Annotated in this window: 17 protein-coding genes; 6 read left to right on the top strand and 11 right to left on the bottom strand. The window is 65.0% G+C overall.

Annotated elements, in window-relative coordinates; translation table 11 throughout:
• Positions 1-70 precede the first annotated feature (70 nt).
• A complete protein-coding gene (locus G6N07_RS02185; RefSeq protein WP_235849865.1) occupies positions 71-385 on the top strand; it encodes a hypothetical protein in 315 nt (104 codons plus the stop codon).
• A 9-nt stretch (positions 386-394) separates the two neighbouring features.
• Positions 395-1,183 carry a maleylpyruvate isomerase family mycothiol-dependent enzyme gene (locus G6N07_RS02190; RefSeq protein WP_085192124.1) on the top strand — a complete coding sequence of 263 codons (789 nt, stop codon included), beginning with the start codon at positions 395-397 and terminating at the stop codon, positions 1,181-1,183.
• A 507-nt stretch (positions 1,184-1,690) separates the two neighbouring features.
• On the opposite strand, the gene G6N07_RS02195 is transcribed toward G6N07_RS02190, so the two are convergent.
• From G6N07_RS02195 to G6N07_RS02220, 6 genes are read right to left on the bottom strand one after another with little or no spacing between them, the layout of a single operon-like run.
• Complete coding sequence (locus G6N07_RS02195) at positions 1,691-2,485, bottom strand: CbtA family protein (protein ID WP_085192122.1); 795 nt, start codon at positions 2,483-2,485, stop codon at positions 1,691-1,693.
• On the bottom strand, positions 2,476-2,700 hold the full coding sequence (locus G6N07_RS02200) for a CbtB domain-containing protein (protein ID WP_085192208.1): 225 nt from the start codon (positions 2,698-2,700) through the stop codon (positions 2,476-2,478). Before G6N07_RS02200 ends, G6N07_RS02195 begins: the two co-directional genes overlap by 10 nt.
• 10 nt (positions 2,701-2,710) lie before the next feature.
• The gene (locus G6N07_RS02205) at positions 2,711-3,052 is read right to left on the bottom strand and encodes a nitrile hydratase accessory protein (RefSeq protein WP_085192121.1); all 342 of its coding nucleotides are present in this window, start codon (positions 3,050-3,052) and stop codon (positions 2,711-2,713) included.
• A complete protein-coding gene (nthA, locus tag G6N07_RS02210) occupies positions 3,049-3,669 on the bottom strand; it encodes a nitrile hydratase subunit alpha (RefSeq protein ID WP_085192120.1) in 621 nt (206 codons plus the stop codon). Before nthA ends, G6N07_RS02205 begins: the two co-directional genes overlap by 4 nt.
• The gene (gene nthB, locus G6N07_RS02215) at positions 3,666-4,403 is read right to left on the bottom strand and encodes a nitrile hydratase subunit beta (RefSeq protein WP_085192119.1); all 738 of its coding nucleotides are present in this window, start codon (positions 4,401-4,403) and stop codon (positions 3,666-3,668) included. The genes nthA and nthB overlap by 4 nt, the downstream gene beginning before the upstream one ends.
• Positions 4,403-4,933 carry a DUF1097 domain-containing protein gene (locus tag G6N07_RS02220; protein ID WP_085192118.1) on the bottom strand — a complete coding sequence of 177 codons (531 nt, stop codon included), beginning with the start codon at positions 4,931-4,933 and terminating at the stop codon, positions 4,403-4,405. The genes nthB and G6N07_RS02220 overlap by 1 nt, the downstream gene beginning before the upstream one ends.
• Before the next feature lie 212 nt (positions 4,934-5,145).
• Here G6N07_RS02220 and G6N07_RS02225 point away from each other — a divergent pair, with 212 nt between their 5' ends.
• The 4 genes from G6N07_RS02225 (at position 5,146) to G6N07_RS02240 (ending at position 8,506) form a co-directional block, all read left to right on the top strand.
• A complete protein-coding gene (locus G6N07_RS02225; protein ID WP_085192117.1) occupies positions 5,146-6,240 on the top strand; it encodes a GlxA family transcriptional regulator in 1,095 nt (364 codons plus the stop codon).
• Between the two features lie 156 nt (positions 6,241-6,396).
• Complete coding sequence (locus tag G6N07_RS02230; RefSeq protein ID WP_133055563.1) at positions 6,397-6,636, top strand: hypothetical protein; 240 nt, start codon at positions 6,397-6,399, stop codon at positions 6,634-6,636.
• A gap of 72 nt (positions 6,637-6,708) precedes the next feature.
• Positions 6,709-8,169, top strand: a complete 1,461-nt coding sequence (locus G6N07_RS02235; RefSeq protein WP_163784048.1) for an EspA/EspE family type VII secretion system effector — start codon at positions 6,709-6,711, stop codon at positions 8,167-8,169.
• A gap of 13 nt (positions 8,170-8,182) precedes the next feature.
• Positions 8,183-8,506 carry a hypothetical protein gene (locus tag G6N07_RS02240; RefSeq protein ID WP_133055576.1) on the top strand — a complete coding sequence of 108 codons (324 nt, stop codon included), beginning with the start codon at positions 8,183-8,185 and terminating at the stop codon, positions 8,504-8,506.
• A 2-nt stretch (positions 8,507-8,508) separates the two neighbouring features.
• Here the strand turns inward: G6N07_RS02240 and G6N07_RS02245 are convergent, their stop codons facing one another.
• The 5 genes from G6N07_RS02245 to G6N07_RS20070 all read right to left on the bottom strand — a co-directional run bounded on the left by G6N07_RS02245 (position 8,509) and on the right by G6N07_RS20070 (position 12,598).
• A complete protein-coding gene (locus G6N07_RS02245) occupies positions 8,509-9,354 on the bottom strand; it encodes a hypothetical protein (RefSeq protein WP_163784050.1) in 846 nt (281 codons plus the stop codon).
• Between the two features lie 213 nt (positions 9,355-9,567).
• A complete protein-coding gene (locus G6N07_RS02250) occupies positions 9,568-9,828 on the bottom strand; it encodes an HU family DNA-binding protein (protein ID WP_085192552.1) in 261 nt (86 codons plus the stop codon).
• Between the two features lie 410 nt (positions 9,829-10,238).
• Positions 10,239-10,637 carry a DUF6188 family protein gene (locus G6N07_RS02255; RefSeq protein ID WP_220096634.1) on the bottom strand — a complete coding sequence of 133 codons (399 nt, stop codon included), beginning with the start codon at positions 10,635-10,637 and terminating at the stop codon, positions 10,239-10,241.
• A 562-nt stretch (positions 10,638-11,199) separates the two neighbouring features.
• Positions 11,200-11,775 (bottom strand): transposase, encoded by a 576-nt coding sequence (locus G6N07_RS20065; protein WP_244949034.1) that lies wholly within the window; start codon positions 11,773-11,775, stop codon positions 11,200-11,202.
• A gap of 370 nt (positions 11,776-12,145) precedes the next feature.
• Positions 12,146-12,598: a transposase gene (locus tag G6N07_RS20070; RefSeq protein ID WP_244949035.1), complete on the bottom strand. Its 453-nt coding sequence runs from the start codon at positions 12,596-12,598 to the stop codon at positions 12,146-12,148.
• Positions 12,599-12,602: the final 4 nt, after the last annotated feature.

Genomic DNA, 12,602 nt, shown 5'->3' on the forward strand with positions numbered 1-12,602 from the left:
TCACCGGAGTCGGGGGTGTTGGTGGTGTTGGAGAATCGGAACACTATGGAAGCGGCTGCTGGAGCTAGCGATGCTGGTCGACCCAGGAATTCTGCGCGCGTTTGCCGGTCAGGTGGATATCGTGGCGGCGGATGTCGGCGCGACGGAGGTGGGCGGAAGAACGTTTTCCGCCGGCGATGTGCTGCCCGGGTCGACGATGCAGGCAGCGGTGCGGGAGCACTTCAGTCAGATGGCGACGACGCTGTCGCAGAACGTGACGAAGACGGCGACACCAGTGCGCGGCGCGAGTGACCCGTTCGAAGTGGCGACGACGCCCTGGCCGGCCAGTTCTGCAGCCACACGCGTTTCGGCTCATTCCCTGGCGTGCGGGCGGTTCCGGCGCTAGACATGACGGGTGGGAAAACCGAACACGTGGAGCCTTGATGAGCTCCGCGGCGCACTCGAGCACTGCTACGCCGCCTTCGAAGCGCTGTGCGCCGACTTGGGCGATCACGAGTGGCAGACGCAGTCGCTGTGCCCGGACTGGACGGTCCGCGGCGTTGTCGATCATGTCAGCGGCATCGAGGCGGTCATGGCGGGGTGGTTGCCCGACGATGCCGCGGCGCTGCCGCCGTTCGAGCGGGTCGGCGGATTCCTCGCCGACGAGACGCCGTACGTCGAGAAGGTCCGCGGTGTCTACGAGCTTCGGCGCCGCGATCTGGCGGCGCTGACCGACGCGGACCTCGCCCGCCCGTCGTGGACGCCCGTCGGCCCCGGCACCTACGGCCGGTTCCTCGCGATCCGGGTGTTCGACCTGTGGGTGCACGAACGCGACATCACCACCCCGCTCGGCCGGGCGAGCGACGACACCGGTGTTGCCGCGCAGATCGCGCTGGCCGAGGTCGAGAACTCGATCGGCTACATCGTCGGCAAGAAGGTCGGCCTGCCCGACGGCAAGAGCCTCACCTTCGACCTCACCGGCCCGCTCACCCGGAAAATCCACGTCGCCGTCGACGGCCGAGCGGCGCAGGTCGACCACCTCGACAACCCCGACGTCACCGTGACGACCGACTCCACCACGTTCATCCAGCTGGCATGCGGACGCATCGACCCGCAGGCCCAGATCGACTCCGGCGCGGTCAGCTGGACCGGCGACGACACACTCGGCGACAGCGCCGCCCGCAATCTGAGGTTCACGATGTGACGAATCGCCCCGCGGGTTGTGCATCTCCCCCCGCGTCCTCACTGGCGGCGACCCGCTGGTAGCAATCTCGGCCCAAAGCGGTCACCTTGGCCTCGATCGCGGTCTGCAGCAGCAACCGCGCACCAGCCGCGCCACCTCCTGGGACCAACCGGTTCTACCGAACCACGCAACCACTTCGATCCGCGATCGGGCGCATTCCGTACCCGCTGCGCCGGTACAACTTTCCGATTCCGCCCTGCGGGCTACACCCGTCGGCGCTTCCGAGAGCGATACCGATCGACGGGCTCGTCATTCCCGCCGACCACCGCGGTCACCACCTCGTGCGTCTGGTTTGCGCTGGCACTACGCGTTCTTCGGCGACGACGGGTGACGTCGAGTCGTGGCGCGTCGGCGAGCGGGTCGACGTGCTGACCGCGCTAGTCCTGAACGAGGGCTACACCGTCAATTGGGGCTTCGACGTCGATCAGCATTGGCGATCGCCGTGAGCTCTGCCGGTCGACCCGCGGGTCAGCGCCTCCCAACCGCAACGGCATCTGGTGCCGATGCGCGTGACAGCACCGCGAGCCACGCCGACGTTACGCCGATAACCAACCACATCAGGGCCTGATTGACCAGCGAATAGAGCCGGAAGTCGGCGAGCACGTCAGCGGGAAAGCCGTCGATCGCCAGGTCGTCAGGTCCGACCAGCGGTCCGGGGACTTCGTCATACCCGGGCATCACGGCCATCGTGCACAGCATCACTGCGGCATAGCCGCCGACCGCAAGAGCGCCAGCGGGCCATATGCCCCATCGGCGCGACCACGTCAGCGCAGCGGCCACTGCAAGGCACGCTGCCACGACGGAGGTCACCGCGATCGTCAGCAACGACGAACTCCGTTCTGCGACGGTATCGTCCAACCCGACAGCGGGCGGGTTCGCCGGATACTTCAGAGTCGGCATCAACGCTATGGCCACGAACATACCCGCGGAGAGCAGCAGCGCCAGACCGGCCGGGTGAGGCGCGAAGCCGCGGCGGTCCAGCACCGTGCGAAGCGTGGTGTACCCGACCGCGAAGAGGACACCCATGACGATGCCGAAAACGACGACGCCCACCGTAGCGCCGACGTTCTCTTGGACCGCCCGGGTGAACAGCTCCCGTTCGTGCTCGCCGCCGGGCGATTGCGCCTCGACGTGCTGGCGCGCACGCTCGTAATCCACTGCGGCACCGATCAACGGCTCGATCATCACACGGCTGAAGGCGAACGACACGACCCCCGCGACCGCGCCGGGAATGAGGTATCGAACTGCAGCGCTCAGTGGCATGGGAAGCCCAGAAGATGGCGGGCATCGTGTAGGAACTCGTGGATGTGGGTGTCGGCACCGAACACCGAGACTGCTCCCTGGTCGTATCCGACGAAGTAGTAGGCGATCAGCGCGAGCATCGTGATCGCGGTCAGTCGAGCGGGGGTGGCCAGAACCGCTGCCGTCGCCCGAAGGTCGACGTGGGGGACGGCGCGGACGGCTTTGGCATTGCTCATGGGGAACTCCTCAGTGGTCGTGGTCGTGGTCGTGGTCATGGTCATGGTCATGTGCGACGGGTAGCGCGTGGTCGCCCGCGTCGGTCAGCACCGGCGCGGTCAGCAGTTGGTGGCGGTCGACCAGCTTCTCGAGGGTGGCGACCCAGTGCTCGTAGTACTGCCACTGCCCACGTCCGGATTCCGGGGTGCTCTCCCATTCCCCGATCGTCGCGATCAGCGTTTCCTGGAATTCACTCCACGGGTAGTGACGAAACTCGGACAACGCGAGCGCCAACCCAAAAGCCCTGCGCTGCCATTCGTGATCGAACTGCGGTGCCGCCTCATCGGTGGTGCAGGTCGCGTGCAGCCTCATGACGGCTGCCCGGCCAGCGCCACACCGATCATCGCCTCGGTAGTCACCAGGTCCATCAGCATCTCGTCGGTGAAATCCTCGGTGCCCTCTGGCCTTTCGGGGATGACGAACCACCGCGAGTGACCGCTGGAGTCCCACACCCTGATCTCAGTGTCGGCGGGCAGATCGAGGCCGACTTCGGCGAGCACCTTGCGCGGTTCACGGGCGGCACGAGCGCGGAACGTCGGGTCCTTATACCAGTAGGGCGGCAGGCCCAGCACCGGCCACGGGAAGCAGGAGCACAGCGTGCAGATCACCAGGTTGTGCACGCCGGCGGTGTTGGCTACGGCCTGCAGGTGCTCACCCTCGGCGCCCGCCATGCCGTCGGGGAAATCGAGCTCGGCGATGGCCGCGGGCGTGTCGATGACGACCTTCTCGGCGAACTCCGGGTCGGTCCAGGCTTTCACGACGATCTTCTTACCGTTGAGCGGTGTCATCTCGGTCTCGAAGTAGGCGAGCACCTTGTCGACGGTCTGCGGTGTGATCACACCCTTCTCGATCAGCAGGGACTCCAGAGCGGCCACCTTCTTGGCGCTGGCTTCCTCGCGATCCGGCGGGTAGGCGAACTGGGCGGTCATAAATCCTCCTCGATCGGTTCCAGGTAGGCCTCGAAAAGCTCGGCGTACAGCGTCAGCGGGCTGCCCTCTGCGCGTGCGCCCCAGATTTCGGCCGGCTCGAATTCGACGATGTAGATGGGCATCGGGTCACCGATGCCGTCGCCGGTGTGGCAGAAGTACGCGTAGTCACCCTCGAAGACGCGTTGCACGGTGCCGACACGCCCACGCAGGTAACCGGGCAACCGGCTGTGCGCGTCAGCCGGCACATTGGTGACGCGTACGGCCGAGCCGGCGGCGAACTTGGGATGCGCAACATCGCGGCGAGGGCTGTCGCCTTCACGCAGATAGGCGATCACCTGATCGTCGACTGCCGTCGCACCCGGACCGCCTGGCGCCGGAGGCATTTCGGCCATTCGGTCGGCCAGTTCCTCTTCTGTCACATAACCCTTGTCGATGAAGAACTGGGTGATGCCGCCCAACCATTTCTCGTAGTAGCGGAACTTGAAATAGTCGAAGGGGTTCATCGCCTCGGCGCCGGTGCGCAGGTCGGCCCACGTCCATTCGTCCTTGAAGGTCGTCGGCACCTGGTCGATGGGATAGGCCGGCAATGCCGAGCCGAGGTGGTTAGACAACCCCATCATCGCCACATGGATGCCGAAGATGCGTTTCTCCCACTCTTCGACGAAGACACGCTTTTCCAGGGTCAACGGCTCGGGCAGGCCTTCCAGGCCGCCGAGATAGTGCTGCAGCTTCATCAGGCCGGGCTTCCTTCCGTCGACGGGGTCTGCTTGCCGGCTACGGACTTCGTCGTCATCACGGTGGCCAGATACTCCGAGAGCAGTCCGAAGGACGCCCCGAGCACGCAGGCGACGGCTGCGACGAGGCCGGGGTGCGAGATGGTGGTTTTGACGATGTCGTTGCCGGTTCCGGCCACCGTCGACACGGTGGAGGCGAAGCCGACGACGACGGCGGGCGTGGTGGACAGCAGCGGCACCCACGAGGTCTGCACCATCACCGCACTGCCCACGCCCACCGCGATGGCGGTGACCAGCAGGCTGCCGCCCATCAGGTGTGCGGCATAGAGGCTGGCCGAGGCGATCACCACACCGACGAGGTTCGACGAGACCGATCGAATCCAGCCTGCGATCCCGCCGCCGACGAAGAAGAACGACGCCCAGGCCAGGAACACCACCCAAATGGGCACCGTGACGACTTCTGCGGTTAAAGCGACCGCCAGCCCACCGAGGACGCCAATACTCAATGTCAACGCTGTGCGGGAATCCATGGGCTCACCTCCTTGAAGGAACTTGTATCGTGTGAAATCAGCGTCGTGTCAGTAAGTTTCGGCAGCGTTACGCCCGAATTTCTCTGGCCGTCAGGACCGGACACGATTCGCGCAAATCCGGACCTACAACTTTGCGCCGGCGTGCAACGTCGTCGTAACAGACGGCCGCTAACTTGGCTTCACCTCGGGCGGGATGATGGAAGGGCAGCGACATGGCGTCCGACGACAACAGGTCCCAGCGGCCGGCAAAGGGGCGCAAGACGGTCGTCTTCGCGCTCTACGACAAAGTGACGCTGCAGGACGTGGCCGCGCCGCTGGAAATCTTCGCGCGCGCCAACGACTTCGGTGCGCGCTACGACGTAATCCTGGCCTCGCTGACCGGCAAAGCTGTCGAGACGACGTCCTACGTGACCCTCAACGTCGATAGGTCCTTGGACGAGGTACCGGACCGGATCGACACACTGATCGTCCCGGGCGGTGTGCCACCCGATTTCATCTTCACCCCCGGCGAACACGACATCCCAGAAGAGCAGACGCCCGACGTGGTGCCAGCGGCGTTGGAGATGGTGCGCGAACTGGCCCCGCGGGCGCGCCGGGTGTCCTCGGTCTGCACGGGCGCTTTCGTGCTTGCCAAGCTGGGATTGCTCGACGGGCGCCGCGCGACCACGCACTGGGCGCATTGTCAGGAGCTGGCTCGCGCCTATCCCCACGTCGCGGTCGACCCAGATTCTTTATTCGTTCAGGACGGACCATTCATCACCGGTGCCGGGATCAGCGCCGGCATCGACCTCGGCCTTGCGCTCGTGGAGAGCGACTACGGCCCGGACGTGGCCAGGCGCGTGGCACGGTGGATGGTGGTGTTCCTGCAGCGGCCGGGCGGTCAAGCGCAGTTCAGTGTCTGGACCGAGGCGGCGTTGCCGGTGTCGAACGGGCTTCGCGAGATTTTGGACGCCGTCGTCGCCGATCCCGGCGGTGATCACTCCCTGGCTGCGATGGCCGATCGCGCGGCGGTCAGCGAGCGGCATCTGGTGCGGATGTTCCGGACCCAGGTCGGCATGACTCCGGCACGGTTTGTCGAGCAGGCGCGACTGGAGGCAGCCAAGGTCCTGCTCGCCACCGCAGACCACAGTCAAGAAGCCGTTGCGCGACGAGCAGGATTCGGCTCCGCGGACACCATGCGCCGCACCTTCCGCCGAGCGCTCGGCGTCTCACCCAGCACGTACCGCAGTCGGTTCCGGACGACGGGCATACGGTCGACGCCCACCCCGCTCGTCTCGGCAACGTTGCATCGAGCTTCGACGCACTGACCGACCAGTCGTCGGACGTCTCAGCTGGAACTGCCCATCCAATTGCCAGGCGGCAAGGTGGTGCGGTTCGGCCGACCACGACGTACCCAGCGCTCTATCGTTACGTCCATAGGTCAAGGACCAAATACAAGCTTGCCAAGTTCGACGATTCCGGTCATGACGCCGCCTTCTTCTGGCGTTACCACCGGTTGCGTTCCGAAACCTGGAATGAGTGGGCGCGAGTCGAAGGACTTCCTCGACCGTCCTCTCGACGCGTCGGACGGCGTCCTCGACTCGCCAATCGACGTTTTGATCGCGATCTGCCCCTATGTCGTCGCGCGTCCAGTGTTTAGCTGCCGGTCCTGTCCCGCAGGCAAACAGGTGCGGAAATTCTGGGCCGCCTTCGAGTTCGCCTGAGCATCCACTTGGGGCCGCCGCGACGCGCGATTGGTACATGGGGAAGAAGCCCCCAGCACATACGCTGGTTGCGTGAGCGCGATCGACGCCTTCTTGGTGACGTGGTCCCGGGCGCGCGACACGTTCGGTTCAGGGGCGCCTCAGACGGGGGAGACGTTCGACCAGAGTGGTTACTTGCAGAATCTCGAAGCGACAGCCCATACCGCAGCTCCCGGCGTGCACTGGTCGGGCGGGGCGGCCAGTGCCTATGACGGTAAGAACTCCGCGCACGCTCAGGTGATCGGGCAGCTGGCGGGCCTGGACAAGCGGCTCGGCTCGCACGTCACGGAGTCGGCGCAGGTCGTGTCAGCGGGCCGCCGGAATCTCGACTCGATCAGATCTTGGGTGCTGGCGGTTGCGCAGTCAGTGCCGGCCGGCCCCAAACGCGCGCAGCTGTTGGTGCCGATCGTGCAGAGGGGTTTGGATCGGGTAGGTGAGGTGGTGTCAAGCTCGAATAACGAGCTGAACGCCGTCGGCGCAAAAATTCGGCAGGTCGGCAACGAGTACGCCAGGCTCGGAGTGGGTGAGAGCGACGGGAAGAAGGCGCCCGAGGAAGAGAAGGGCAAGGAAGATCGGGCTATCCAGACCGTCGACTTCAAGCGGGCACCGCCTGGACAGACAGAAGATCTCTCCAACCGCCGCCAGAATCAGATCGATGCGTTCGGCGAGGTCTTCGGCCGCGGCCCATCATCGGCGACTGACTGGCAGACCGCCGCAGCACTCGACCCACACAGCTACGATCCGGACACCGACCGCGTACCGCCGGAAATCACGGTCGTGAGGATCCGTCCGGTACCCGGTCAAGGAGTCGTTCGCGTGGGCCAGTGGATCGAGCAGCGCGACGTCATCAGCGCACCGTGGAAGCGAGACTTCGGGAACACCAGGCCTGCTGACCCGAATTTCGATCCGGCGAACACGAAGGTGACGACGTACATCGACTACGAGAACGGTCTGGTCGTGATGCGACAGAATCCGTCCGTCGAGCTCACTCCCGACGGCGGACCCGGCCAGGTCAAAGTGGGGATACCAGAAGCTGTGGTGCAGCAGACCGACGACGGTGCGGTCCGCATCAAATACGATGCCGCCAACCCTTTTGCTCCCCACATTGCGAAGGACCCACCATGGCCAATGGTGAACAATCCGTGGAGGGTCAACGGTGATCTCGTCTTCACTCCCACGGCCGACGGCGTCCGTGTCGACGGGACGTGCACCGACTACCCCTCCATGGAGGTGTATCAGGACTTCCCCGATGGTTCGTCTCGGACGGTGCTCATCGATGCGGCGATTGCCGGTAACTCGACCGGACCGATGGTGAATCTCCCACAGCACCACGAGGTCGGGGCCGGTGGCAGCGCGTTCGCACCATTCGATTCCGGAGGGTGGAATCCTGACTACGATGTACCAATCCCCTTGCCGTGGACGGAGTTCGGGACCACGACTGACCCATCACGGCTTCCGTCGATCCCGTTGCCGCCGGGCGTGACTCCAGTGTGATCAGGTAGGCGACATGACAGCACTCGCGCGACTCAATGGCCAGGACTCACGGGTCTGGTCCACGGCTACATGGTCGGCGCCGCTCACGACCCAGCTGGTCCTGGCGCTCGTCATCGTGACAACCTGGCTGCTGGGGAAGTGGTTCCCTGGTACCGGAGCAGTCGTCCTCTTCGTAGCCGGTGCCGGCGCCGCCTTCCTCCTATGCGCAGGGATCACTCTCCTGCTGGCCCGATCGTCTTCTTCACGTGCACGCGGCATCGCACTCGGCGTCGTCGGGTCGTATGCGGTTGTCCTCGTGGGTGGACTGCTCTACGGGTTATGGATCTTGGCGTGGTGACTTCACGGGTGCCGCAACCGCTCGCGTCGTCCTATGGACCCGTCACGTTCGTGGCGGCACTGGTGAACATCCTTTTCGTCGAGACTGCTGCCGTTTGGTATTTTCTGCCGTGGTTCGCCCTCGCCATCTTTGTCCTGCCGTTCGTGCTGATCGATCTCGCAATCGCGGCAGTCCTCCGGTCGCGCCCTGGAGTCGCCGGGCAAGTAGGGCGAGGGATGTTGATCGGATTGGTCGCTGCGCCAGTGGCTTTGGCAGTGTTCCTGCCGGGCTTCCTGCTTGTCCAGGCCGCTGGCCTCGTCTGATTGGCGTCGTCGCGCACCGAACGCCTCGGTTGTCCGATGCGCCGGGGCTCTTCGGGTTCCCGAACTCGATCCGGTCGCGGGCATCAACGAGGCCGAGGCGTGGATGGGCAAGCGGGTGTTCGGGAGTTTCCAGGACAGTTCGGCTAGGCACATCGCAAAGCTCGCGGGAATCCTGGCGCCGGTCGCGCCCGGCTTCGTCGTCAGCCTTGATGCCCTGGACGACTGCGGGGTACGCCCGACCGCAAGCGATGGGCCCCCTTGCATGAGGCCTGCGACCTGGTCCTTTCCGGCGATGACAAATCTGCGTCGCAGTCTCAGTCGCCGCATCATTTTCGAACGCCTTGCTGTACTTTGATAGTTCCCCGCATCCGCCACGGCCAGTTCACGCTCGACCAGCCCGGCGTAAGCGGGCAGTGCGGCGATGAGGTCGAGCTTTCCGTAGGCCTTGGCGAGATAGCTCCAGACGCGGTCGTCATTGAGGCCGAGGGTGTGCACCAGCCACCACGCGTGCGGAATGTCTCTCAGGGACAGTTGCGCGAACAGCACCGCCTGACGCGAACACGGCGACCCGCGCTCAGAGCAGTACATCCGGTCGGTGCCTGGTTCGTCTACGATGCCGATAACATGCTGTCGTCGAGGTAGACGCAGGCGCAGGTTACTGGCTGTAGTCGTCACGAGTCACCGATCCCACTCGGCCGCGGTTCGATCGCTTCTACCTACCGTCGTGGCGGATGTGCCTTTCGCTCTGTCGGTCCGTCTTCATGGCCACTTGCTGATTCGAGCGGCGTTGAATTGCGCGAGGACCGCGCTCACCTCGCGTCCATAGCCGGTCGGCTCCCAGTCATCGTCGAGGTTGTCGGTCAGTTCGTCGCTGAGCGCCGACATGATTTCTTCGGCTTCGGAACGAGTCACCGAACCGGACCGGCGTACACGTGCTAAAAGATCAGGGCTTCGCCGCGTCAGGATTTCACCGAGCATCTCAGCCTGACCGGTGCCCAGAAACCCGAAGTCGCTATCCACCTGCTCCTCCTGTCCCGGCGCTGTTGTTCGCCCAACCGGTGATTACTTTGCCTCGCTCGTGTCAGCGCCGGTCGAATCCTGAGCGGCCCTGCTCCGGTCCGGAACTACCTGCTCACTTCCGACCGGAGCTGACACGCGTTCCTCATTACGTTGAAGAAAACCGACACCTGACTAGTCACCGACAACGATGTACCGCGCCTCCCAGTTCTCATCTAGGTGGTCGGTGGCTCGTCGTTGAAAATTGAGACGATCTGCCTGGCATCCGAACGCGCCACTGACGTGGACTGCAGGACTTGCTCGAGAAGGGCAGGGCTGCGTCGCGCCAGTATTGCGTCGATAACAGCCTTGTAATCCTTGCCGAGGAGCGAAAGTGAGCATTCATGGCAGCGTCCGACGTCTCCGGCGAATCTCTACTCCGACGCTCCGTCGGCCGGCTTTTTGGCACTCCACACAGCCAATTTGCCGCCCGGTGTGCTGACAACGAGCGCGCCGTCCGGCCCGGACACGCTCCATGCTTCATAGGCTGCATCGGGCTTCACCGATAGATGAGCCCCGCCGCTGAACCTGACACTGAGGGCACCTGCCTCGTCGGCGAAGGCTTCTTCGACTGTTTGTCCCACTAGCTGATGAATAGGCTGAAACGCATCTTGGGCGTCTTCTTCAGGTGAAAGGGAGATGACGTCGTCTCCGACGACGACCGTGAACGGTGACTCGATGACGATGAAGTGGACGTCTGCCAGTTGCATCCTGACCGTGTAGTTCACCAACACCGATTGGAGTTCTTTTCCTTCTAGCTCAAGGTTTTTCACGGCCAGCCTTTCGGTATTGAATACGAGCCATCGGGGTTCCGTGGTATGTGCGTTTCCGCCCGTGTGCCTGGCTTGCCATCGAGGTTAATTGGCTGATTGTGTTCGTTTGTGAACTTCACATAGCCATTCGGGTATCGAGGGTCAGCTCCCGGTTCCATTACCCGCACAGAATTGCTGCTGCCTATCGACCCCGGCTGTTGGTAGACGGTCCCCATGCCGTTGTCTGCCGGCCTCGCCACCCCACCGGGTGGAACACCAGGCGGCGGTGGGGGCGGCGTCGCAGGCGGCTTCTGCTCCTGCTTGCCCTTGCGCCCCAGGTTCTTGATGCGCTGCATTTTCTGGCGGACCCCGGCGATGTCGTGAACTTTCTTGACACCCTTACTGACCTCAAAGTTTCACGGTCGCCCGAGTTCTCCCCTGGTGGCGGCTGAGATCACGGGTTGATCGTGATTTCCGGGTTGTCGGTAGGCGGCACCGCCGCGTGTCGTGCGCTGACGCCGGGTTCCTCGGTCCCGGGGTGGCTGCTCCTTTCTTGGGGTCGAACGGACACGGGGTCTGCGGGTCAGGGGATGGCGCGGACGCGGTTGACGGCGGCGGCGAATTCCTGCGCCCAGGGCCAGGTTTCGGGGATCCGAAGGATCAGGTTGCGGGATCGTTTGACCAGGCGGGCCGCAGCGTGCAGCAGCCGGTAGCGCAGGGTCGCCGGTTCGGCCTTGGCGAGCGGGCCGTCCAAGAGCAGCAGCCGGGTCCAGCACAGCAGGTCGATGGCCAGGGCGACCGCGGTGACCCAGGCGGTGTTGATCGCGAATGAGTGCGATGGCCAGCGGGCCAGGCCGGTGTCCTTGCCGCAGCGGATGAACCCCTCCACCCGGGCGTGCACCCGGTGGCGGGCCTCCAACCGCTGGAGTTGCCCGCCGCGGGTGTTGGTCGCGATGAGCTGGTAGCGGTAGCCGTTGATCTGCTCGAACAGCGACAACTGGCGGCCTTCTTCGATCTTCTCGCGCCGCACCAGGATGCGCATGTCGGGCGGCCAGCCGGCCAGCCGGTCGCCGTCGGCGCCCTCGCGCAGCAGCCCGGTCAGCTCGGCCACGGCCGCGTCGTCGCGGCCCGCCCGGCCGCATCCAGCGCCGGCTCCCACCGGCGGCGGGCATCTGCCCGATCGCGACCCGGGCCCGCTCGTCGAGGTCGAACCCCACCGAGTAGGCCACCGACCAGCCCGCCCGCGCGTTGCGTTTGCGCAGGTGCTTGACCACGGCGTGGCTGGAGCCCGCCCCGTCGATGGTGATCAACAGGTTGCGCCGCCCCTTGGCCGGGATCGCGGCGATCGCCGCGTCGATGATCGCGATGTGATCCGCGGCGGTGTTCGACCCGGCGTTGCCGGGCGGGCGATCGCCGCCAGCAGTTCGCCGGTGTTGTCGCACCACGCCAACAGTGGGTGAAACCCGTAGCCAACCTTGAAATTTCCCGCGGCGTGCTGCTTGTCGGAATGCGATTCAACCAGCGAGGCATCAATGCGGATCACGACCACGCCACCCAGGTCCCCATAACAGGTCCGCGACGGCGGGATCGCGCCATGGCGAGCCTCGATCAACTCCCACACCCGCTCCCGGACGGTGTTGCGCACCAGCGCAACCCCCGGCCATGCCCTGGCGGTCGATCTCGTTCAGCGACCGCCACATCGTCGGGACCGACGCCACAGCCCCGAACAGCCGTTGCTGATTCCGCAGCACCGCGGTACCGGCCAGGTTCTGCGCGCCGCCCGCGATCGACACCGCCACGTCCCGCAACACCGCGCCCCGGTCGTGGGTCACCTCCGGCCGCGACAACGCCGCGGACAACCCGCTGGTCAGGCCCAGGTTGTCGGCCAGCATCCGGGGGATCACGTTGCCCGCGTGCCCGACCACGTCGTCGCCGCGGACCTCGACTCGAACAGTTTTCGACCAATCCGTAGTAGCCTGCATCTGA

This window comes from Mycolicibacterium doricum, assembly GCF_010728155.1.
GTDB classification, from domain to species: domain Bacteria; phylum Actinomycetota; class Actinomycetes; order Mycobacteriales; family Mycobacteriaceae; genus Mycobacterium; species Mycobacterium doricum.